The organism is Microbacterium sp. Clip185 (assembly GCF_028743715.1).
In the GTDB taxonomy this organism is placed as follows: Bacteria; Actinomycetota; Actinomycetes; order Actinomycetales; family Microbacteriaceae; genus Microbacterium.
In genome coordinates, this window is sequence record NZ_CP117996.1 from 1766311 (window position 1) to 1788859 (window position 22549).

The 22549-nt window shown below is 68.8% G+C and carries 18 protein-coding genes; 5 read left to right on the plus strand and 13 right to left on the minus strand.

The genetic code is table 11. The annotated features are described in order from the left end of the window. The first annotated feature begins 53 nt into the window (after positions 1-53). The gene (locus PQV94_RS08545; protein ID WP_274285453.1) at positions 54-1751 is read left to right on the plus strand and encodes a long-chain-fatty-acid--CoA ligase; all 1698 of its coding nucleotides are present in this window, start codon (positions 54-56) and stop codon (positions 1749-1751) included. Positions 1752-1757: 6 nt separating this feature from the next. Here PQV94_RS08545 and ligA read toward each other — a convergent pair whose 3' ends face one another. From ligA to PQV94_RS08560, 3 genes are all read right to left on the minus strand, one after another. After that, the gene (ligA, locus tag PQV94_RS08550) at positions 1758-4094 is read right to left on the minus strand and encodes an NAD-dependent DNA ligase LigA (protein ID WP_274285454.1); all 2337 of its coding nucleotides are present in this window, start codon (positions 4092-4094) and stop codon (positions 1758-1760) included. Positions 4095-4155: 61 nt separating this feature from the next. Further along, positions 4156-5265, minus strand: coding sequence for a tRNA 2-thiouridine(34) synthase MnmA (mnmA, locus tag PQV94_RS08555; protein ID WP_274285455.1), 1110 nt, complete (start codon positions 5263-5265; stop codon positions 4156-4158). Positions 5266-5274: 9 nt separating this feature from the next. After that, positions 5275-6459 carry a cysteine desulfurase family protein gene (locus PQV94_RS08560; protein WP_274285456.1) on the minus strand — a complete coding sequence of 395 codons (1185 nt, stop codon included), beginning with the start codon at positions 6457-6459 and terminating at the stop codon, positions 5275-5277. A 73-nt stretch (positions 6460-6532) separates the two neighbouring features. Between PQV94_RS08560 and glgX the strand changes: the two genes are divergently transcribed. The 3 genes from glgX (at position 6533) to glgB (ending at position 12895) form a co-directional block, all read left to right on the plus strand. Beyond that, positions 6533-8617 (plus strand): glycogen debranching protein GlgX, encoded by a 2085-nt coding sequence (glgX, locus tag PQV94_RS08565; RefSeq protein WP_274285457.1) that lies wholly within the window; start codon positions 6533-6535, stop codon positions 8615-8617. A gap of 61 nt (positions 8618-8678) precedes the next feature. Next, a complete protein-coding gene (locus PQV94_RS08570; protein WP_443192681.1) occupies positions 8679-10760 on the plus strand; it encodes a maltotransferase domain-containing protein in 2082 nt (693 codons plus the stop codon). Further along, the gene (gene glgB, locus PQV94_RS08575; protein WP_274285458.1) at positions 10757-12895 is read left to right on the plus strand and encodes a 1,4-alpha-glucan branching protein GlgB; all 2139 of its coding nucleotides are present in this window, start codon (positions 10757-10759) and stop codon (positions 12893-12895) included. The genes PQV94_RS08570 and glgB overlap by 4 nt, the downstream gene beginning before the upstream one ends. A 24-nt stretch (positions 12896-12919) precedes the next feature. Here the strand turns inward: glgB and PQV94_RS08580 are convergent, their stop codons facing one another. Next, positions 12920-13846 carry a tetratricopeptide repeat protein gene (locus PQV94_RS08580; RefSeq protein WP_274285459.1) on the minus strand — a complete coding sequence of 309 codons (927 nt, stop codon included), beginning with the start codon at positions 13844-13846 and terminating at the stop codon, positions 12920-12922. Further along, positions 13846-15666, minus strand: coding sequence for a glycosyl transferase (locus PQV94_RS08585; protein WP_274285460.1), 1821 nt, complete (start codon positions 15664-15666; stop codon positions 13846-13848). The genes PQV94_RS08580 and PQV94_RS08585 overlap by 1 nt, the downstream gene beginning before the upstream one ends. Positions 15667-15819: 153 nt before the next feature. Between PQV94_RS08585 and PQV94_RS08590 the strand changes: the two genes are divergently transcribed. Then, entirely contained in the window at positions 15820-16875 is a 1056-nt protein-coding gene (locus tag PQV94_RS08590; RefSeq protein WP_274285461.1) for an AI-2E family transporter, read from the plus strand. On the opposite strand, the gene PQV94_RS08595 is transcribed toward PQV94_RS08590, so the two are convergent. The 8 genes from PQV94_RS08595 to tsf form a co-directional block, all read right to left on the minus strand. After that, positions 16876-17598 carry an alpha/beta hydrolase gene (locus PQV94_RS08595; RefSeq protein ID WP_274285462.1) on the minus strand — a complete coding sequence of 241 codons (723 nt, stop codon included), beginning with the start codon at positions 17596-17598 and terminating at the stop codon, positions 16876-16878. After that, entirely contained in the window at positions 17598-17885 is a 288-nt protein-coding gene (locus PQV94_RS08600) for a hypothetical protein (RefSeq protein WP_274288252.1), read from the minus strand. Before PQV94_RS08600 ends, PQV94_RS08595 begins: the two co-directional genes overlap by 1 nt. Positions 17886-17887: 2 nt before the next feature. After that, complete coding sequence (locus tag PQV94_RS08605) at positions 17888-18571, minus strand: transglycosylase SLT domain-containing protein (protein WP_274285463.1); 684 nt, start codon at positions 18569-18571, stop codon at positions 17888-17890. Between the two features lie 59 nt (positions 18572-18630). Continuing rightward, a complete protein-coding gene (locus tag PQV94_RS08610) occupies positions 18631-19248 on the minus strand; it encodes a DivIVA domain-containing protein (RefSeq protein ID WP_274285464.1) in 618 nt (205 codons plus the stop codon). After that, positions 19245-20273 (minus strand): phosphatidate cytidylyltransferase, encoded by a 1029-nt coding sequence (locus tag PQV94_RS08615; RefSeq protein WP_274285465.1) that lies wholly within the window; start codon positions 20271-20273, stop codon positions 19245-19247. The genes PQV94_RS08610 and PQV94_RS08615 overlap by 4 nt, the downstream gene beginning before the upstream one ends. 6 nt (positions 20274-20279) lie before the next feature. Continuing rightward, the gene (frr, locus tag PQV94_RS08620; protein ID WP_274285466.1) at positions 20280-20834 is read right to left on the minus strand and encodes a ribosome recycling factor; all 555 of its coding nucleotides are present in this window, start codon (positions 20832-20834) and stop codon (positions 20280-20282) included. A gap of 63 nt (positions 20835-20897) precedes the next feature. Further along, complete coding sequence (pyrH, locus tag PQV94_RS08625) at positions 20898-21614, minus strand: UMP kinase (RefSeq protein ID WP_137417134.1); 717 nt, start codon at positions 21612-21614, stop codon at positions 20898-20900. Between the two features lie 81 nt (positions 21615-21695). Next, positions 21696-22523: a translation elongation factor Ts gene (tsf, locus tag PQV94_RS08630; RefSeq protein WP_274285467.1), complete on the minus strand. Its 828-nt coding sequence runs from the start codon at positions 22521-22523 to the stop codon at positions 21696-21698. Positions 22524-22549 lie beyond the last annotated feature (26 nt).

Here is a 22549-nt window from a genome sequence, read left to right on the forward strand (position 1 = left end):
CGACAGTCTAGTTCGGCCCCGCCCGGCAGCCATGCGCCCGTAGGCTGTGCCGGGTGACGACCTTCGATCCTCCCCGCCCCTGGGTCCGCAGCTACGCCGATGGGGTGCCCGACGACCTCGATCCGGTATCGGGCTCGCTCGTGGACATCGTCCAGGCCTCGGCGCGCGAGTACCCGGACGCCGTCGCACTGCAGTTCTTTGGGCGCGAGACCACGTATCGCGAGCTCGACCGAGCCATCTCGCGCGCGGCAGCCGGCCTTCACGCCCAGGGCGTGCGCCGGGGCGACCCGGTTGCGATCGTGCTGCCCAACTGCCCGCAGCACATCGTCGCGTTCTACGCCGTGCTGCGCTTGGGCGCCGTCGTCGTCGAGCACAACCCGCTGTACACCGCGCGGGAGCTGCGCAAGCAGTTCGAGGATCACGGCGCGAAGCACGCCATCGTCTGGAGCAAGGTAGCCGCCACGGTCCAGGCCTTCCCGAAGGACGTCCGCGTCTCGACGCTCGTAACGGTGGATCTGACACGCGCGATGCCCTTCACGACGCGAGCGGCGCTGCGGCTGCCGATCACCAAGGCACGCGAGTCCCGCGCCGCGCTTCACACGAAGGTCCGCGGCGGCATCGACTGGGACCAACTGCTGCGCAGCGAACCGCTTCCGGCGTCCCACCCTGCCCCGACGGCTGACGACCTCGCCATCATCCAGTACACGAGCGGCACGACCGGCACGCCCAAGGGCGCGAAGCTCACGCACCGGAACCTGCTCGCCAACGCGGCCCAATCGAGAGCATGGGTCCCCTCGATCCACCGCGGCGAAGGGTGCGTCGTCTACGCCGTCCTGCCGATGTTCCACGCCTACGGACTCACCCTCTGTCTCACCTTCGCCATGTCGATGGGCGCGCGACTCGTGCTGTTCCCGCGCTTCGACCCCGACATGGTCCTCGCCGTCACCAAGAAGCACCCCGCGACGTTCCTACCGCTCGTTCCGCCGATCGCCGACCGACTGCTGCAGGCGGCCGAGGCGAAGAGGGTCTCACTCGCGGGAACCCGGATCGCGATCTCCGGCGCCATGGCACTCCCGCACGAGCTCGTCGTGCCGTTCGAGAAGGCGACCGGAGGCTACCTGGTCGAGGGCTACGGGCTCAGCGAATGCTCGCCCGTGCTGATGGCGAATCCGGTCGCCGACAACCGAGTCCCCGGCACCGTAGGCCTGCCGCTGCCCGGAACAGAGTGTCGTGTGGTCGACCCGGAGAACCCTCGGGTCGACGTCGCTCCGGGCGCCGCGGGAGAGCTGATGGTGCGGGGCCCGCAGGTGTTCTCCGGCTACTACGGCAAGCCCGAGGCGACCGAGGAGGTCTTCGTCGACGGCTGGTTCCGCACCGGTGACATCGTCACGATCGACGAGGCCGGCTTTGTGCGCATCGTCGATCGGATCAAGGAGCTCATCATCACGGGCGGCTTCAACGTCGCACCCACCGAGGTGGAGAACGTGCTGCGACAGCATCCGCAGGTCGAGGATGTGGCCGTCGTGGGTCTTCCCGACGAGCATGCCGGCGAGGAGGTCGTCGCCGCCATCGTGGTGGCCCCCGGTGCCGAGATCGACACGGAGGCGATCCGCAACTACGCGCGCGGGATCCTCACTCCCTACAAGGTGCCACGGCGTCTGTTCATCGTCGAGGAGCTGCCCAAGTCACTGATCGGGAAGGTGCTGCGCAAGCAGGTGCGGGAGCACCTGCTCGCAGAGACGGGGCGCTGAGCGGATTCAGCCCGCATCGGGCGCCAGGGCGTCTAGTGCCGCCGGTCCCTGCTCCACGAGGATGCGGAACTGCGCCGCATCGATGATGCGCACGCCGAGCTGCTCGGCCTTGGCGAGCTTGGAGCCCGCACCCGGCCCCGCCGCGACGAAGTCCGTCTTCTTCGACACACTCGAGCCGGCCTTCCCGCCGGCGGCGAGGATGGCTTCCTGCGCACCCTCGCGCGTGTAGCCCTCGAGCGTGCCGGTCGCCACGACCGTCAGCCCCTCGAGCACGCCGCCTTCGACGACGGCAGCGCCGGGGCCGGGGTGGCCCGGCGTGGACAGCTGCGCTCCGGCCGCTTCCCATCGTTCGACGATCTCGCGATGCCAGTCGACCTCGAACCATGCGATCACCGCATCAGCGATGATTCCGCCCACTCCCTCGACGGCTGCGAGTTCCTCGCGGCTCGCCGACCGGATGGCCGAGACGGATCCGAACCACTGTGCAAGAGCCCGTGCGGCTACGGGCCCTACGTGGCGGATGTTGAGGGCGACGAGAAAACGCCACAGCTCCTTCGTCTTCGCCTTCTCGAGCTCGTCGAGCAGCGTCAATGCCTGCGCGGACGGCTGCGGCGTGAGCAGTCCCGACTTGCGCTCTGCGGGCGTCGGGTTGCGGCGGAACGGGGCACGACGCACCGGCTCTCCCGTCGCCTCGTCGAGCTTCGGCTCACCCGTCTCGGAATCCCGCACGACCACCTCGATCGGCACGAGTTCCTCGAGCGTCAGATCGAAGAGCCCCGCCTCGGTGTCCAAGGGTGCGTGCGCCTCGCCGTCCGCCTGCGTCAGGGCCGCTGCCGTCACCTCACCGAGCGCCTCGATGTCGAGCGCACCGCGTGAGCCGATGTGCTCGACGCGGCCGCGCACCTGCGCGGGGCACGAACGCGCGTTGGGGCAGCGCAGATCGACGTCGCCCTCCTTGGCCGGCGCGAGCGGAGTGCCGCATACGGGGCAATCGCTCGGCATCACGAACGCGCGCTCCGAGCCGTCGCGCAGCTCGACAACCGGGCCGAGTACCTCGGGGATCACGTCACCGGCCTTACGCAGGACGACCATGTCACCGATGAGAACGCCCTTGACCTTGACGACGTCCTGGTTGTGCAGCGTCGCCTGACGCACGACGGAACCTGCGACACGTGCCGGCTCCATGACGGCAAACGGCGTCGCCCGACCCGTGCGCCCGACCGAGACGACGATGTCGAGAAGGCGGGTGTTCACCTGTTCCGGCGGGTACTTGTAGGCGATGGCCCAGCGCGGTGCGCGGCTCGTCGCTCCCAGCTCGTCGTGGAGCGCGAGCTCGTCCACCTTGACGACGATGCCGTCGAGTTCGTGCTCCACATCGTGACGATGCTCGCCGTAGTGCGCCACGAACCCGAGCACGCCATCGATGTCGTCGAAGGTCTTGTAGTAGGGACTCGTCGGCAGTCCCCATTCTGCGAGCAGGTCGTAGATCTCGCTCTGAGACGCGACCGGAGGCGCCGGCCACGCACCGATACCGTGCACGAACAGCCGCAGGGATGCGAGACGCGCGCGGCCCGCCTCGAGTTCGAGACCGTCCTTCTTGTCGAGCTGCTGGCGCAGTCCGCCACTCGCCGCGTTGCGGGGGTTGGCGAACGCGGGGAAACGGCGGTCGGCACTCAGCCGCGCGCGTTCCTCTGTGAGCGTGCCGCGCTCGCGGGCCTGCTCGATGACGCGTTCCCGCATCCGCGCCTGCAGAGCGTTCAGCTCCTCGAAGGCGGCGACAGGGATGAAGACCTCGCCGCGCACCTCCACCAGCGGCGGATGCCCGGTGCCCCGCAGACGCTCGGGGATACCTTCGACGCGCAGGGCGTTGACGGTGACGTCTTCGCCGATGCGCCCATCGCCACGTGTGGCGGCGGAGGCGAGCACCCCGTTCTCGTAACGGAGGCTGATCGCGAGCCCGTCGATCTTGAGCTCCGTCAGCCACCGGACCGGACGACCCGCGGACCCCTCGGCCTTGACGCACCAGTCCCGCAGCTCGTCCGCACTGAACACATTGTCGAGGCTCAGCATCCGCTCGGCGTGCTCGACGGGCGCGAACATGGTGGTCGAGGCCGCGCCGACGCTGAGGGTCGGGGAATCCTGCTTCTGCACCTCCGGGTGCAGGCGCTCCAGTTCTTCCAGCCGGCGGATCCATCCGTCGTAGGTCGCGTCATCGACGATCTCGGCGTCGTCGCCGTAGTACGCGTCCCGGGCGCGGAGGATCCGCTCGGTCAGCTCCGCCGCTTCGGCGCGGGCCTCGGAGAGGGTCGTGTCATCGTCGATCGAGTCACCGGCTTGCGTCACGGGACGAGTCTAGGTGCGACCTCGGACAGGACCAGGCCGGTGCGCTGGGCCTGTCCGGTGCCTAGGATGCCGCGACGGAGCCGACCGGAACGGCCGACACCGTGCGGTCCACCGTGAACTGACCGAGTACGCGCGTGCCGAGGTAGAGCACGGCCGTCTGGCCCGGCGCGACGCCGTCGAACGGCACCTGGGGACGGACCACCACACCGTCCTCGCTCACCTCTGCACGGGCGGGGACCGGGTCGGCATGAGCGCGGATCTGCACCTCGCACGTGAACGCGGCCTCGGTCGGAGCGGCGCCCGCCCAGCTGAAACGCGCTCCGGCGATCTCGGTCGTCGCCAGCGCCTCCTTCGGGCCCACCACGACGGTGTTGCTCACCGGACGCACTTCGAGCACGAAACGCGGCTTGCCATCGGATGCGGGGACGCCCAGCTGCAGTCCGCGGCGCTGTCCGACAGTGAACGCGTGTGCTCCCTCGTGGCGGCCGACGACGGCGCCTTCGCGGTCGAGGATGTCGCCCTGCTCGGCACCCACGCGCTCAGCGAGCCAGGCCCGCGTGTCGCCGTCGGGGATGAAGCAGATGTCGTGACTGTCGGGCTTCTGGGCGACGGTCAGTCCGCGCTCCGCGGCCTCCGCACGAACGAGCGCCTTCGACGGGGTGTCGCCCAACGGGAAGTACGTGTGCGCGAGCTGCTCGGCGGTGAGAACGCCGAGCACATACGACTGATCCTTGGCCTGGTCACTCGCACGGTGCAGCTCGCGGCCCTCAGCACCGTCCACCAGGAGCGCGTAGTGCCCGGTGCAGACGGCGTCGAAACCCAGTTCCAGGGCGCGTTCGAGCAGGGCAGCGAACTTGATCCGCTCGTTGCAGCGCATGCACGGGTTCGGGGTGCGTCCGGCCCGGTACTCCGAGACGAAGTCGTCGATCACGTCGTCGCGGAAGCGCTCCGAGAAGTCCCACACGTAAAAGGGGATGCCGAGCTTGTCGGCCGCACGACGCGCATCCATCGCGTCCTCGATCGTGCAGCAGCCACGACTGCCCGTGCGCAGCGTTCCGCCCGCCCGGGACAGCGCCAAATGCACGCCCACCACCTCGTGACCGGCGTCGACGGCGCGCGCCGCGGCGACCGCCGAATCGACGCCGCCGCTCATCGCCGCCAGAATCCGCATCGTGCCAGTCTACGAGGGCGAGGCTGTACGGGCTCCGGCAGCACGCGCGCGCTCGACGGCCCAGGGCAGCGCCTCGAGGAACGCGTCGACGTCGTCCGAGGTCGTGGTGCGACCCAGTGTGATCCGCAGCACCGAACGCGCCGCATCCTCATCGCGACCCAGCGCGCGCACGACGTGCGAGGGTTCGGGGATCCCCGCCTGACACGCGGACCCCGTCGAGACCGCGATGCCACGGGTGTCCAGGAGGAACAGAAGCGTCTCCCCCAGTGCGCCCGGCACCAGCAGATGCGCGTTTCCGGGGAGGCGGAGCACCGGGTCGCCGAGCAGTTCGACACCCGGCACGACCGCGCAGGCGCGGTCCACCAGGCGGTCCCGCAGCGCGCCGAGACGCGCGACCTCCGCATCCCGCTCGATCGCCGCCAGTTCCGCTGCCACAGCGAAGGCGGCCGCGCCCGCGATGTCCTGCGTTCCGGCGCGCAGGCCCCGCTGCTGTGCGCCCCCGTGCATCTGCGCACCGATGCGCGCTGATCGCGCACTGATCAGCGCGCCCGTGCCCACCGGCCCGCCGACCTTGTGCGCCGACAGGCTCATCGCCACGAGGCCCGCACCCGCCGGCGCATCGCCCCGCCACCGTCGGAAGTCCACGGGCACCTGCCCGAATGCCGCCACCGCGTCCAGGTGCAACGGCACGACCGCAGCTGCGGCGCTGTGAGCGAGCGCAGCCGCGTCTGAGAGCGTTCCGACCTCGTTGTTGGCGACCAGCGCCGTGGCGAATGCCGCACCGTCGAGCGCAACCGCGAAGTCACCGGCGTCGATCGCGCCGAGGGACGTGAGCCGGACGGCTCGCACCTCGGCCTGCTGCGTGTCGACGAGTGCCGCGACCGAGTCGATCGTCGCGTGATGCTCCCCATCCGGGAGGACGACCGTGTCGGCGCCGTCGGCGCGGGTCGCCCACAAGCCCTTCACCGCGAGGTTCACCGCCTCGGTGCCGCCCGACGTGAACACGACCTCGATGGGATCGGCTCCGACGACCGCCGCCAGGCGCTCTCTGGCGTCTTCCAGCACGCGTCGCGCCGCCTGGCCGCCGCCGTGCACGGACGAGGCGTTTCCCGTCGTCGCCGCCGCTTCGAGCCACGCCTCCCGAGCCTCGGGACGCAGCGGGCTCGACGCCGCATGGTCCAGGTAGATGTGCACCCGTCCACTGTCGCACGCGTGGCGTGCGGCGGCGTCATGAGTTCGTCATGCGGCGGTGGCTAGGGTTGTGGGCATGGTCAGCCCGACAACGACCTCTTCTCCGGCGCTCGCGCAGGTCCTCGACCCCGCGCTCGACGATCTCGGCGTGCATCTGCATGAGCACGGCGGAACGCTTCGCGTGTTCTCGCACGCCGCCGATGCCGTCGACGTGGTGATCTTCGACGCGGACGATCTCGACTGGGCGACGGCGACGCTTCCGTTGCAGCGTCGAGAGCGCGGCATCTGGGAGATCACATCGGAGCTGCTCGTGGCCGGCGCGCGCTACGCGTTGCGCGCTTCCGGCCCCTTCGGCTCCGGGAACATCTTCAATCCGCAGACGCTCCTGCTCGACCCGTACGCTCGCGGAATCGTGAGCGGAGGATTCGGCGACTGGCGCTCGGTCGTCGTCGATCGCGGCTTCGACTGGGGCGACGTGCGAAAGCCGGCCGTCCCGCTGGATCGGACCGTCATCTACGAGGCGCACGTCAAAGGCATGACCAAGCGTCATCCCGGTGTTCCCGCAGCGCTCCACGGCACCTACGCCGGGCTCGCGCATCCCGCCATGATCGAGCATTTCCTGGATCTCGGCGTGACGACCATCGAACTGCTGCCCATCCATGCGTTCGCCTCGGAACCGCGCCTGCTGCAGCTGGGCCTGGACAACTACTGGGGATACAACACGCTCGGCTTCTTCGCGCCGCACGCCGCCTACGCGACCGATCAGGCGCGCCGCGAGGGACCGGATGCGGTTCTTCGCGAGGTGAAGGGGATGGTGAAGCTCCTGCACCAGGCCGGACTCGAGGTCATCCTCGACGTGGTCTACAACCACACCGCGGAGGAGGGCATCGGCGGTCCGCGCTCGAGCCTGCGCGGCCTCGACAACCGTGCCTACTACCGACAGCAGGACGACGGCACCTACATCGACGTCACCGGATGCGGCAACTCGGTCAACACGGCCACGGATGCGGGCGCGCGTCTCGTGCTCGATTCGCTGCGCTACTGGGCACGTGACGTGCAGATCGACGGTTTCCGGTTCGATCTGGCCACCACGCTGGGACGCGACGATCAGCATCGGTTCACGCCCGATCATCCTCTCCTGCGGGCGATCGCCGAGGACCCCGAGCTCGCAGACACGAAGAAGATCGCGGAGCCCTGGGACGTGGGCATGGGCGGGTGGCAGACGGGGAACTTCGGCGACGGCTGGCACGAGTGGAACGACCGGTACCGCGACCGCGTGCGCAACTTCTGGCTCTCAGACGTCGACTATGCTCGCCGCGCCTCGACGGCACCGGTCGGCATCGGCGGATTCGCCACGCGGCTCGCAGGATCCTCCAACACGTTCAGCGCCGAGCGGGGACCGCTGGCGTCGATCAACTTCGTCACCGCCCACGACGGCTTCACCCTCAACGACCTCGTCTCGTACGACGTCAAGCACAACCTCGGCAACGGCGAGCACAACCGCGACGGAGCGGACACGAACCGGTCGTTCAACCACGGCGCGGAGGGCGCGACCGACGACGAGAGGATCCTCGCGACCCGTCGCAAGGCGATGCGCAACCTCATGGGCACGCTCCTGCTCTCGGCGGGGATCCCGATGATCACCGCCGGCGACGAGTTCGGGCGGACGCAGCGCGGCAACAACAACGCGTACTGCCACGACTCGGCCCTCACCTGGCTGTCGTGGGAGCACCGCCCGTGGCAGCGCGATCTCTTCGCGCACGTGCGCCGGTTGATCGAGCTGCGTGCGGAGAACCCCGCGCTGCGCCCCATCCGCTTCGCTCGGCTCGACGAGGAGACGCCGTCGGCATCCGTCATGGAGTGGTACGACGAACGCGGCGAGACGATGTCGGGAGAGCGATGGAACGATCCCGCGCACCGTACTCTCCAGTACGTCGCGGCATCGACCCCGGAGTTCGAGGAGTTCAACCGCATCCTTCTCATCGTCCACGGCAACGAGACGCCGGTGGACGTGCGCCTTCCGCTCATCGACGGAGTCAGTCGCTACGTGTCGCTCTGGTCGAGCGCGGAGGAATCGCCGTCGTCGGAGAAGCCCGTCCTGGCACCGGGCGACATCGTTCCGACTCCCCCGACGTCGATGCATCTGTTCCGCGCCGAATAGCACGTTCGCGCCGACCGCGTCACGCCTGTCGTGCCGCACGCGCCCGCGATAGGTTCGCTGTGTGGCCACTCCGACACGATCCCTCCCCGTCCGCACTCACCGAAGCGGTGCCGAGATCCCGCTGCGCAAGGCCGTCGCGTCGACATCCGCCGACACGCTGACCGGCCGCATCCCCCTCAGCGCGGAACGACCGTCGACTCCAGACCCGAGGTTCGACCCATCCGCGTTCGCGGGCGAGGTCGTCCCGTTCCGCGTGCGCGCCTTCCGGGAGGGACACGACCTGATCGGCGTGCAGCTGCGACTCACCTCTCCCGACGGAAGCGAGTCGCTGCACCGACTCAGCGCCCACGAGGACGGATTGGACACCTGGGGTGTTCTGGTCACGCTCCTCGCACAGGGGATGTGGTCGTTCCGCTTCGAGACGTTCGCCGACCGGTACGCGACCTGGCGGCACGCGGCCGAGCTCAAGATCCCGGCCGGTGTCGATGTGGCTCTGATGCGCGAGATCGGGGCGATTCTCTTCGAGGATGCCGCGGCGGAGAAGGATCGTCCCGCGGCGGAACGGCGTCTGCTGACCGAGCAGGCCGCGCTGTTGCGTACGCCCGCCACCGACGACGAGGCCGCGCTCGCGGTCGTGCACGACGAGCGAGTGGCCGCGGCCTTCGCCGCACGCCCGCTCGGCGAACTCTGGACCCTGGGCGCGACGCACGATCTCCTCGTGGAGCGCGAGCGGGCGGGCGTCGGCGCGTGGTACGAGTTCTTCCCGCGCTCCGAGGGAGCCAAGCGGCGTGCGGACGGGACGATCGAACCGGGCACCTTCCGCACCGCCATGGACCGACTTCCCGGCGTCGCGGCGATGGGGTTCGACGTGCTCTACCTGCCGCCGATCCACCCGATCGGACGCACCCACCGCAAGGGCCCGAACAACACGCTCGATGCCGGCCCTGCCGACCCCGGGTCGCCGTGGGCCATCGGCGCGGCCGAAGGCGGGCACGATGCCATCCACCCCGAGCTCGGCACGCTCGCCGACTTCCGCGCGTTCGTCGCCGCCGCCGCATCCGCCGGCATCGAGATCGCGCTCGATCTGGCGCTGCAGGCGTCGCCCGACCACCCATGGGTGACAGAGCACCCGGAGTGGTTCACCACCCTTCCCGACGGGACGATCGCGTATGCCGAGAACCCGCCGAAGAAGTACCAGGACATCTACCCGGTCAACTTCGACAACGATCCGGCGGGAATCCGCGCCGAGGTGCTGCGGATCGTGCGCCACTGGATCGCCCAGGGGGTGAAGATCTTCCGCGTCGACAACCCTCACACCAAGCCCCTGCAGTTCTGGGAATGGCTCATCCGCACCGTCACCGACGAGGCGCCCGACGTCGTCTTCCTGGCAGAGGCCTTCACCAGGCCCACTCCCCTGCGCGCACTGGCTCAAGCGGGGTTCCAGCAGAGTTACACGTACTTCACGTGGCGCAACTCGAAGGCCGAGCTCGAGGAGTTCCTCGACTCGCTCGCCCACGAGACCGACGACTACCTGCGTCCCAATCTCTTCGTCAACACCCCCGACATCCTCACCGAGTACCTCCAGTACGGCGGGCGCGCGGCGTACCGAATCCGCGCGACGATCGCCGCGACGGCGGCTCCCACCTACGGCGTGTACGCCGGATACGAGCTGTTCGAGAATGTGGCGCGTCCGGGCAGCGAGGAGAACATCGACAACGAGAAGTACGAGTACAAGCTGCGGGACTGGCAGCAGGCCGAGGACGACGGCGACTCCCTTGCGCCCTACCTCACCTTCCTCAACCGCATCCGTCGCGAACACCCGGCGCTGCGCCAGCTGCGCAACCTCCGTATCCAGCACAGCGACGACGACGCGATCCTGGTGTACGCGAAACACCTCGAGGCCGCCCTCAGCGAGAGCGGCGAAAGCGACACGATCATCGTGGTCGTCAACGTCGATCCGCACTCCGCTCGGGAGACGACCGTTCACCTGGACACGGAGGCCTGGGGCATCCCCGCGGGAGCGCCCTACCTGGTCGAAGACCTCGTGACCGGCGCCACCTGGACCTGGACCGACCACAACTATGTGCGACTGGATGCGTTCCGCGAACCGGCGCACATCCTGCACGTGAAGGGCCTCGCATGAGCGTCATCGAACCCCGAGTGCTCGACACCGTCGCCACCGGCTCCTACTACTCCCCGCACGACGTGCTGGGCATGCACCCGGACGGTGCGACGGGCGGCGTGATCCGCGCCAGACGGCCGCTGGCCGCATCCGTCACCGCCGTCTTCGCCGACGGCCGCGAGGTGACGCTCGACCACGTCCGCTCCGGCATCTGGGAAGGTGCGTACCGCGGAGATGCGGGTGCGTACCGACTCACCGCGACCTACGAGGGCTCGGCGCCGTACACCGCCGACGATCCCTATCGCTTCTCGCCGACGATCGGCGAACTCGACCTTCACCTCATCCGCGAGGGTCGTCATGAGCAGCTGTGGCAGGTGCTCGGCTCCCACGTACGGGAGCACGAGGGTGTGGCCGGCACCTCGTTCGCCGTGTGGGCTCCGCACGCGCAGGCGGTCCGCGTCGCCGCGGACTTCAACGGGTGGGACGGCCAGTCGCACAGCATGAGGTCGATGGGCGCGAGCGGCGTGTGGGAGCTGTTCGTGCCCGGCGTCGGCACGGACAGCACCTACAAGTACGAGCTGCTCACGCGCGACGGTCGGTGGATCCTGAAGGCCGATCCGATGGCGCGTCGCGCCGAGCTTCCGCCGGCGACCGCGTCGGTCGTCACCGCTTCGGATTACGAGTGGGGCGACGACGCGTGGATCGCCGAGCGCGCCGCCAGCCAGCCGCTGGAGCGTCCGATGTCGGTGTACGAGCTGCATCTCGGCTCATGGCGTCCCGGCCTGGGCTACCGCGACGCGGCGGACCCGCTCATCGACTATGTGAGCGCTCAGGGGTTCACGCACGTCGAGTTCCTCCCGCTCGCTGAGCATCCGTTCGGCGGGTCGTGGGGATACCAGGTCAGCGGCTACTACGCCCCGACGAGCCGATTCGGCTCTCCCGACGACCTCCGGTACCTCATCGACCGCCTGCACGGGGCCGGCATCGGCGTGATCATGGATTGGGTCCCGGGCCACTTCCCGCGGGATGAGTTCGCGCTCGCCCGGTTCGACGGCGAGGCCCTCTACGAGCACCCGGATCCCCGCCGCGGCGAGCACAAGGACTGGGGCACGCTGATCTTCGACTACGGTCGGGCCGAGGTGCGCAACTTCCTGGTCGCCAACGCTCTGTACTGGTTCGAGGAGTTCCACGTGGACGGACTGCGCGTGGATGCAGTCGCGTCCATGCTGTACCTCGACTATTCGCGTGAGGCCGGCGAATGGGAGCCCAACATCTACGGTGGCCGCGAGAACCTGGAGGCGATCCAGTTCCTGCAGGAGACCAACGCGACCGTCTACAAGAAGTTCCCCGGTATCGCGATGATCGCTGAGGAATCCACCAGCTATCCGGGTGTCACCGCACCGACGAGTGCTGGCGGGCTCGGCTTCGGCTTCAAGTGGAACATGGGCTGGATGAACGACTCCCTGGTCTACATCTCCCGCGATCCGCTCTACCGCGCCCACCACGAGGGCGAGCTGTCGTTCTCGTTCGTGTACGCGTTCAGCGAGAACTACGTGCTCCCCATCAGCCACGACGAGGTCGTGCACGGCAAGGGCTCTCTGTTCGCCCGGATGCCGGGCGACCACTGGCAGAAGCTCGCGGGGATGCGCCTCTTCCTCTCCTACATGTGGGCTCACCCGGGCAAGCAGCTGCTGTTCATGGGTCAGGAGTTCGGACAGATCGCGGAGTGGTCCGAATCCCGCTCGCTCGAGTGGTGGCTGCTCGACCAGCCCGCCCATCGCGAGCTCGGCGACTTCGTGGCGGCCCTCAACGCCACCTACCGGGATACCCCTGCGCTGTGGCAGCGGGATGCGGACGGCTCGGCGTTCTCCCGGATCGGCGGCCCCACCTGGAATCCGAACGTGTCGGCCTTCGTCCGCTGGGATGCCGAAGGACGTCCGCTCGTCGCGATCTCGAACTTCTCGGGCGCGCCGCTGAACGACTATGAGCTGGATCTGCCCCTCGCGGGCGTGTGGCAGGAGCTGCTCAACTCCGACGCATCCGCCTTCGGAGGCTCCGGAGTCGGCAACCTCGGCGCGGTGACCGCCGATGCGACCGGACGTGCACGCCTGACGCTGCCACCGCTGGGAGCTCTCTGGCTCTCCCCCGCCGACTGAACGCGGAACGGGGGCGCCTCGGCCTCAGAACAAGAGGGAGGCGAGGCGTCCTCGGGCTCGGATGACGCGGGGGTCCGCATCTCCCACGAGGCCGAACAGCTCGAGGAGGCGCGCCCGAACGGGGGCGCGATCCTCTGCCGGCAGCGCGGCGAAGAGATCGAGCAGGCGTGCGAAGGCATCGTCCACGTGACCGCCTGAGACATCGAGGTCGGCCACGAGGAGCTGCGCGTCGACATCGGTCGGTGCGGCGGCGGCTGCCGCACGCGCCTGCTGCAGGTCGGCGCCCTGGACCCGCTGGAGCAATCGCACCTGTCCGAGGCCGGCCTGCGCGTCGGCGTCGCGCGGGTTCTCTGCGAGGGCGCGCTCGTAGGCGGAGGCCGCACGAGCGTAGTCGCCGTCTTCGATCGCAGCGAAGGCCTCCGCATGCAGGGGCGGCAGCGCGGGCTCCTCGGGCGCATCCGTCGTGCCCTCGGCGCCCGCGTCGACCGTGCCCGTCACACCGTTCTGCGCGGCGAGCTGCAGGAGCTGTGAGAACACCTCACGGACCTGCTCCTCGGGGACGGCGCCCGTGAACAGCGGCACCGGCTGACCGCCGACGAGAGCGACGACGAGCGGGATCGACTGCGCGCGGAAGCCCTGCGCGATCTGCGGGTTCGCGTCCACATCGACCTTGGCCAGCACGAGGCGACCGGCGAGCTCTCCCACCACCTTCTCCAGGATGGGGCTCAGCTGCTTGCAGGGCCCGCACCACTCGGCCCACAGGTCGACGACGACGGGCACGGTGCGGGAGAGCTCCAGGATCTCGCCGAACGTCGCGTCGGTCACATCCCGCACCAGAGCACCGGATGCGGGAGCCGCCGGTGCGGAGCTCGTGCCGGGTGCCGGCCGGTTGCGCAGAGCGGAGAGGTCGACGGCGCCGCGCAGAACGGCTCCAGGGGCCTGATCGGACATCACAGAACCTTCGCTTCCAGGATGTTGGAGGTGTAACCGAGGAGTCGGATCTTCTCTGAGGAACCCTGCGCCGGCACGTAGAAGAACAGCTGGTCGGCGAAGGTGGAGCTCACGCCGGTGGCGGACTCGGACACACCGGTGAGCGCCTGGACGGTGGGATTGTCGGTCAGCTTGATGACGACATCGCCGCTGTTCGGCCTCACCGTGTCGACCTCATTGACGGAGACCGCGACGATCGCTCCGCTCTCGAGGGTCGCAAGAGCGAGCGGCGGCTGGCTGCCCGCCTGGGCCGCGAACTCGATCGTGCCGGTCGAGGCTCCCGTCTCATTGAACTTGTCGCGACGCTCCTGGCGGTTCGCGGCGACGTTCTGGCTGAACAGATCGGTCTGCTCGTCGAAGAGCCCGATCGATGCGCTGTCCTTGCCGTTGTTCAGCACGTCGGCGTACGTCTCGGCGAGCTTGTCCGGGGCGACAGTGAGGAAGGACGACTCGGGCGGAACCTGCGATGCACCGATGTACGCGGGCGCGAGATCGGGCATCTCCACGGAGCCGAGCAGATCCCCGATGTAGGACAGCTTGTACTCGGACCACTGGTCGGCCTGGGTCAGGAACATGATCGTGGAGACCGGTCCCTGAGCGCCCTCCTTCTGCACGACCGCCATGACCGTGCGCGGCCACTCGTCGAACGCCTGCGGAAGGATGATCTGCGTCGGCTCGGCCGGAATAGGCGGCAACGCGGCCTCGTCGGCCAGAGCGCCGCGCAACGCGTAGTTGGTGTTGCGCTCGGCCAGCGCGGCCCCCTCGAGGCGGGTGGCCGCGAGGTTCACGTCACGCGCCTCATCGGCGGACGCCACGGTCGTCGAGATCCGCTGCAGGATCGTCTGCGCCTGGGCCTCGGTCACGGCGGGCGCCTGCTGATCAGCGGAGTCGACGATCGCCGCGGTCTGGGAGGGCGTCGGCGTCGGGGCCAGATCCGGCCACGCATCCGGAGAGCAGCCCGTGAAGACGAGTGCGCCCACCACCGCGAGCGGGATGGCGAGGAGCGGGCGACGCGACGAGCGCCGCGAAGGGGTGGCGCTGATGACGCCCTTCGCTCCCGGCTCGACAGCGAGATCGATCGGCTGCGTCTCCGGCAGGGGCGGCGGAGCCTTGCGGCGCGGCCCGCGCGATCGCCGGTCGTGCCGGATGGCGAGGATGTAGAGCACGATCCCCGCGACGAGCACGATGCCGCCGAGAAGCATGAGCGGTCCCGCCCACGGCGTCGTCTGTGCGACGTTCCAGGTGATGCTGGCCTCGGTAGGAGCGGCTTTGGTGCCGTCGGAGGCGATGAGCACGCTCATCGAGTCGGGAAGCTGCAGGGGCACGCTGACCGCGCGCTCATCGCTGTACTCGGCGAGCCAGAGGTCGGACCCGGAGGGGTTGCGGGGCTCGGCGGTCGTGGGTGCGGTCGCAGCCTCGCCACCGGCCGCATCCTGTCCGTCTGCGGGAGCCGTGACCGCGGGCTCGATCACCGCTGCGTTGAGAACGCCGTCCTGACCCGCCGAGACCTCGTTGTAGGTCTGATCGGAGAGCCATGCGCGCATGTCGGCGGTGCGACCGTAGGCGACGAAAACGCCGTCCGAGGATGAGACGCGCAACGTCTGCGTGCCTGGCAGGGAGGTCAGGACCGCCCCGTCGACCATGGTGTACGCGGTTCCTTCGGCGGCCGGAATCTCGGCGCTCTGCGTCGACGGGCCGTAGAAGACGGTCCGTTGAGCGATGCCTGCCCCGATGAGCAGAGCGGCCAGTACGAAGGCCGCGACGGCCCAGACGAAACGCACGAAATCTTCCTCCCATGCCCGCGGAGCGGAACGATCCGACATTCGAGACTAGCCGAGACGCCTGTGTGTTGCGCGAGAGGGGGTCGCTCCCGTCTCCACGGGGGCGTCCCCCGTATCGTGTGTGCAGCACGTTCCGCTCGCCGAGGAGGCACTGTGAAGCTCCACAATCCGTTCCGCATCGCCTTCATCGGCACGCTCGGTGTCGGCCTGGGGCTTCTGCTCATCGGCAGCGTGCAGACGCTGTCGACGATCCTGCTCTACATCGGCACGGCGCTCTTTCTCTCGCTCGGCCTCGAACCCGTGGTGGCGTGGCTGACCAGGCGCCGGCTGCCGCGCTGGTCGGCCGTGCTGGTGACGGTGCTCGGCGTCCTCGCCATCTTCGCCGGGATCGTCTGGATGGTCGTGCCGATCATCGTCAGTCAGGTCAGCCAGCTCGTCGAGGAGGTCACGCGGTTCCTTCAGAGCACGTCGTGGCAGGACGTCAAGAACTGGATCCACTCGGTGTTCCCGGGCATCCAGGACTCCACGATCGACGACACGGTCACGAATGTGCAGGACTGGGCGATCTCGAACTGGGGGAACATCACCGGCGGCGTCATCAACGCGAGCCTTGCGTTCCTCGGCGGCTTGACCGGCGCCTTCATCGTCCTGATCCTCACGATCTACTTCACCGCGTCGACACCGAACCTCAAGGCGGCTGTCTACAGCCTCGTCCCCGCTTCGCGTCGCCCGCGCTTCATCGAGTTGTCGGAGCAGATCACCGACTCGGTCGGCTACTACGTGATGGGACAGGTCAGCCTCGGCGTCATCAACGGCGTGTTGAGCGCGATCTTCCTGTCGATCATCCAGGCGCCGTTCCCGGCCGTCCTGGCTGTGATCGCGTTCTTCTTCTCCCTCATCCCTCTGGTCGGAACGCTGACAGGGTCCGTCATCATCATTCTCACCTGCCTCATCCCGGGGCTGGGGTCGCCGACGACCGCGCTCACGGCGGCCATCTGGTACGTCATCTACATGCAGCTCGAGGCGTACCTCGTGTCGCCGCGCATCATGAGTCGCGCCGTCGCCGTCCCCGGGGCGGTGGTCGTGATCGCCGCCCTCGCCGGCGGGTCGCTGCTGGGACTTCTCGGCGCGCTCGTCGCCATCCCCGTCGCCGCGAGCATCCTGATCATCTACCGGCAGGTGATCGTCCCGCGCATGAACGAACGCTGATCAGACGTCGGGCCCGTCCCACTGGGTCGGGAGAGGCGCGGCCCCGGGATTCACGATCTCGACGATCTCGTCCAATACGCGGCGGGTCTGCGCCTCACCGACCCACAGGTGCTTGCCGCCTTCCACGGGGATCAGCGTCATGTCGGGGACGGATGCGAACCGGCGACGCGCCTCGTCTGGCCGCAGGTAGTCGTCGAACTCCGGGATGAGCGCGACCAGGCGTCGAGGGTCGTCGCGCCAGGCGGCGACCTCGTCCTCGCTGGCGCGATGCAGCGGAGGCGAGAGCAGGATGGCACCGTCGATGGGGTGCTCCCTGCCGTACTTGAGCGCCAGCTCGGTGCCGAAGGACCAGCCGACGAGCCACGGATGCGGCAGCGCGCGCTCTGCGACGAGAGCCATCGCCGCTGCGACGTCCGCCTTCTCGCCGATCCCCTCCTCGAAGCGGCCGTCGCTCTGTCCGCGCGGGGAGGACGTGCCGCGCGTGTTGAAACGGAGCACGGCGAGGTCCGCGAGCGCGGGCAGGCGGGCTGCGGCTTTGCGGAGGATGTGCGAGTCCATGAAGCCGCCGTGGGTGGGCAGCGGATGAAGCGTCACCAGGGTGGCGACAGGCCTTCTGTCGAGCGGGAGCGCCAACTCCCCCACCAGCTCGAGCCCGTCCGTCGTGCGCAGGACGATGTCCTCGCGCCGGGCCGGAAGCACGCTTGCCCCACGGATCTCCGCCATCACGCCACCTTCCAACAGTGAGAATGCCAGTGCCGACGTGCCGCGAGATCGGCAGCGTCACCCATGACGCCGTCCGCACGCCACACCACGAGGTGCGCGGTGCCGGCAGGGATCGTACGGTGACAACCGGGGCACGTGTACTCCTTGACGGCCTGCATCGCCGCGATCGGCTGCACCGTCCACTCGCGGCCGCCGCGCATCTCCGTGCGCTTGAAGCCCGCCAGCAGGCGCTGGAACGACTCTTCGGAGCCGGAGGGCCCGGGGCGGCGTCGACGCGATCGCGCCACGGTCACCACCAGTTGTTGTTGATCCAGAAGTTGTAGGCGCCGGCCCAGCTGCCGTAGCGGCCCACGGCGTAGCCGTTCGCCCAGCGGAGGTTGTCGACGGGGTCGTAGCCGTTGCCGGGAACCTTGCTGCACGGCAGCGCCTGCACGAGCCCGCACGCGCCCGAGCCGCTGTTCGTCGCGTTGGGGTTCCAGCCGCTCTCCTTGGAGACGATGTAGTCGACGTATCCCCAATCGCTCTCGGCGATACCGGCGGCGGCCATCCACTCCGAGGGCGCTCCGCCACCCGAGTAGAACGGGGTCGCCGGGGAGGCCGCTGCGACCTTGGGCGCAGGAGGCGGCGGCGGCTTCGGCTTCTCGAAGGCGCTGTACGAGTCGCGGTCGAGAGACACGACAGCGCCGGAAGCGACGACGAGGCTCTGCGCGTCGTCGAGCGTGCTCGAGTAGACGGTCTCGGTTTCGGACTGCGCGGGCGCGGCCTCCGAGAGGGCGAACGCCGCGGGTCCGACGGATGCGGCCGCGAATGCCAATGCGGCGACGCCGGCGAACACGCCGACCACCCCACGGCGCCGCGACCAGCGCGCGCTCGTCGCGGCCTTCGAGGCGGATGCCGAGGCCGGAGCAGCCAGCGCGCGAGCCGACCGCCGGGTCAGCGGCGCCGGGTTTCGGGTGTCATCTCCGGAAGTCACGATCTCCCGATTGTAACGATTTGGTGCTGAGAACGCCATGCGAGCGCGTTCGGCGTTGCTCAGCCCACCGCCAGCATGATCTCGATGACGGCGTCGAGCACCGCATCCACCTGGGTCTCCCGATATCCACCGCGCTGCATCCGGAACGCGACCGAGCGCACTTGCTCGACCGTGAGACCGGTGCCGTCGGTCAGATACCGGGCGATCCGATCGGCCACCACGTCGACTTCTTCCACCCGGTAGCCGTAGTGGACGAAGGACACGCGGTCGAAACGGTGCCGTCGGGCGCGTCCCAGTCGGTCGAGCACCACCTGCGCGTCCTCACGCTGCTGCTGAACCCACGCCCGGGCGCCCATGCGGGCGATCGTCTGCTGCCGCTCCTGCGCGGCGAACGCGTCCTCCACGCGGCCGAGTGCGGCATCCACGGGTCCGATGGCGTACCCGCCGCGCACGAGCGCGAACGACACGTCGCGGACATCGGATGCGGTGACCGCCGACTCCCCGGGGGTGTCGGACTCGAACGCCTCCCGCGCACGCGCGAGGAAAGCGTCCACCGCAGCCGGATCATACCCCTTCGTCCGCCCCTGGACCCGGGGGAACGCATCGTGACGGGACTCCGGCGAGATCGTCGTGGCTTCGCCGCGCTGCTCGAGCGCGGATTCGTCGTGGACTGTCATGAGACCGCCAGAGGTGTCAGCAGATAGAACAGAGCAAGAGCCGCGGGAGCGGACGGGAGGATGGAGTCGAGGCGATCGAGCACACCGCCGTGCCCAGGAAGCCACGAACTCATGTCCTTGATGCCGAGATCACGCTTGAGCATGGATTCGCCGAGGTCGCCGGCGGTCGCCGTCCCCAGAATGACGAGACCGAAGATGATTCCCGTCCACCAGGGCAGTCCGAGCATCAGCCACGACAGCAGGACGCCCGCGATGACCGCGGCGAGGGTAGCTCCGGCGAAACCTTCCCAGGTCTTCTTGGGGCTGATGCGAGGGGCCATCGGGTGGCGGCCGAGCGTCAACCCCGTCACGTAGGCGCCTGTGTCGGATGCGATCGCGACGATGAGGAAGGCCATCACCCACCACTCGCCGTGCTCCTGACGCAGCAGCACGAGTGCGAGACTCGCCAGGAAGGAGACGTACACGGGAAGCAGCGCACCGGCCAGCACGTCGTCAACGACCGCGGCGTAGCGTCGGCCGTCCCGCGCGATCATCTGTCCGAGCAGACGCCACACCACGATGAGCACGACCGCGACGAACAGCGACACCCAGTGGAGCCAGAGATCGAGGAAGTACGCAGAAAGCAGGATCATGACCCCGCCCGCAAGCTGCGGGACCACATCGACCTTTCGGCCCGATGCCTGCAGCGCGCGAGCGAACTCGAACGTCCCCAGAAGCGCGACACCCGCGCCGAAGATCAGGAACGGCCACTTGACGAAGATGAGCGCCACCAGCACGACCGCGCCGATCCCGACACCGATCACGATCGCGAGGATCAGGTCACGGCCCGTGCGCTGCTTGATGCGCTCGTTCGCCTCTTCGAACTCTGCTCGCGCGTGTGCGACCTGCAGCTCGAACTCGTTGCGTCGCGCACGGATCGGCGACGACTGACGTTCGGCCCCGGCGCGCTCACGCTCCGGCGGCACTCCTTGCCCCGGTGTCGCACTCTCTGGTGCGACCCCGGCGGCATCGGATGCGTCGGACATGCCTTCTCAGACCTCGAGAAGCTCGGCTTCTTTGCGCTTGAGTGCCTCATCGATCGCGTCGACGTGCGAGCGCGTCAGAGCGTCGAGGTCCTTCTCCGCGCGCACGAGTTCGTCTTCGCCGACCTCGGACTTCAGCGCATCCAACTCGTCCTTGGCCTTGCGGCGGATGCCGCGCACGTGAACCTTCGCGTCCTCGCCCTTGCTGCGCACCAGCTTGACGTACTCCTTGCGACGGTCCTGCGTCAGCTCGGGCATCGTGACGCGGATGATGTTGCCGTCGTTGGTGGGGTTCGCGCCCAGGTTGGGCATGTCGCGGATCGCTTGCTCGATCGCCTTCAGCGCGGACTTGTCGTACGGCGTCACGATGATCGTGCGCGCCTCGGGGTTGTTGAGCGAAGCGAGCTGCGCGAGCGGCGTCGGCGTGCCGTAGTACTCCACAGTCAGCTTCTGGAAGAGCTGCGGGTTCGCACGCCCCGTTCGGACGGTCGAGAAGTCCTCTTTGGCCGCTTCCACGGCCCGTTCCATACGTCCGGCGGTTTCGGTCAGCACATCGGCGATCACGGTAACTCCCTTATATCCAGCAGTTTTCGAGTCTAGTGGCGGGGTGCGCCCCGCACGCGGACGTCACGCCGTGACGAGTGTGCCGATCTCGTCGCCGCGCAGGGCGCGCGTGACGTTGCCGGCGGGCTCCATCCCGAACACCCGCATGTCGATGCGGTTGTCCATGCACAGGCTGAAGGCGGTGGAGTCGACCACCTTCAGGCCCTGCACGAGCGCGTCGTTGTAGGTGATCCGGTCGAGCTTGACGGCCGAGGAATCCTTGTTGGGGTCGGCGGTGTAGACGCCGTCCACACCGTTCTTCGCAACGAGGACCTCGTCGGCACCGATCTCGAGCGCGCGCTGCGCCGCGACGGTGTCGGTGGAGAAATACGGGAGCCCTGCTCCGGCGCCGAAGATCACGACACGTCCCTTGGCCATGTGGCGCTGCGCACGGCGCGGGATGTACGGCTCGGCGACCTGCGTCATCTCGATCGCGGACTGGACGCGGGTCGCGGCACCCGCCTGCTCGAGGAAGTCCTGCAGCGCGAGTGCGTTCATGACGGTGCCGAGCATGCCCATGTAGTCGGCGCGCCCACGGTCCATGCCGCGCTGGCTGAGCTCGGCACCGCGGAAGAAGTTACCGCCGCCGACGACGATCGCGATCTCGACCTCGTCAACGGCCGCGGCGATCTCACGAGCGATCTGGCTCACGATGTCGGGGTTGACTCCCAGGGAGCCGGCCCCGAAGGCCTCTCCGGAGAGCTTCAGAAGGACGCGACGGCGCCCGGTCGATTCGTCCATGTGTGCGTCCTCTTCTCGTCGGGTCAAAACTACGGCATGCGAAAGGCCCGCACCGACGACGATGCGGGCCTTTCGAGCGACTTACGCGCCGACCTTGAAGCGGGCGAAGTCAGTGAGGGTCAGCCCCGCGTCGGAGGCGACCTTCGCGACGGACAGCTTGTTGTCGCGCGCGTAGTCCTGGTCGAGCAGGGCGACCTGCTTGAAGAACGCGTTCACGCGACCCTCGACGATCTTCGGCAGGGCAGCCTCGGGCTTACCCTCGTTGCGGGAGATCTCGGTGACGATCTCGCGCTCCTTCTCGACGTCGGCCTCGGGCACGTCGTCGCGGGAGAGGTAGGAGGGGTTGGCGAACGAGATGTGCTGCGCGATGGCGCGTGCGGTCTCCGCGTCGTCGCCCGAGTAGATCAGCACGACGCCGACCTGCGGCGGGAGGTCCTTGCTGGTCTTGTGGAGGTAGACCTCGGCGTGGTCGCCGGAGAGCGTGCGCACGCGACGCAGTTCGACCTTCTCGCCGATGATCGCGGCCTCGTCGGAGATGAGCTGCTCGACGGTCTTGCCGTCGACCGGCGCGGCAAGGGCGGCCTCGACGGAGTCGGCGGCGACGGCAGCGGCAGCCTCGACCACCTTGTCGGCCAGAGCGATGAAGCGCTCGTTCTTGGCGACGAAGTCGGTCTCAGTGTTCAGCTCGATGAGCGTCACCTTGCCGTCGACCTCGCGCGCGGCCACGAGGCCCTCGCTGGTCGAGCGGTCCGCACGCTTCGCGTTGCCCTTCGCGCCCTTGAGGCGGAGGATCTCAACGGCCTTCTCGAGGTCGCCGTCGGCTTCCTCGAGGGCCTTCTTGGTGTCGACCATGCCCGTGCCGAGCTGCTCACGCAGAGCCTTGATGTCGGCGATGGTGAAGTTTGCCATGAGTGGCGGCTCCTTCTGTTGGAGAG

What these genes read in the sequence shown, in the direction of transcription:
- mnmA (WP_274285455.1), bottom strand. Translation starts at nt 5,265, where the DNA reads ATGCGGATTCTGGCGGCGATGAGCGGCGGCGTCGATTCGGCGGTCGCC.
- glgX (WP_274285457.1), top strand. Translation starts at nt 6,533, where the DNA reads ATGGTCAGCCCGACAACGACCTCTTCTCCGGCGCTCGCGCAGGTCCTC.
- glgB (WP_274285458.1), top strand. Translation starts at nt 10,757, where the DNA reads ATGAGCGTCATCGAACCCCGAGTGCTCGACACCGTCGCCACCGGCTCC.
- PQV94_RS08580 (WP_274285459.1), bottom strand. Translation starts at nt 13,846, where the DNA reads ATGTCCGATCAGGCCCCTGGAGCCGTTCTGCGCGGCGCCGTCGACCTC.
- PQV94_RS08595 (WP_274285462.1), bottom strand. Translation starts at nt 17,598, where the DNA reads ATGGCGGAGATCCGTGGGGCAAGCGTGCTTCCGGCCCGGCGCGAGGAC.
- PQV94_RS08610 (WP_274285464.1), bottom strand. Translation starts at nt 19,248, where the DNA reads ATGACAGTCCACGACGAATCCGCGCTCGAGCAGCGCGGCGAAGCCACG.
- PQV94_RS08615 (WP_274285465.1), bottom strand. Translation starts at nt 20,273, where the DNA reads ATGTCCGACGCATCCGATGCCGCCGGGGTCGCACCAGAGAGTGCGACA.
- pyrH (WP_137417134.1), bottom strand. Translation starts at nt 21,614, where the DNA reads ATGGACGAATCGACCGGGCGCCGTCGCGTCCTTCTGAAGCTCTCCGGA.
- tsf (WP_274285467.1), bottom strand. Translation starts at nt 22,523, where the DNA reads ATGGCAAACTTCACCATCGCCGACATCAAGGCTCTGCGTGAGCAGCTC.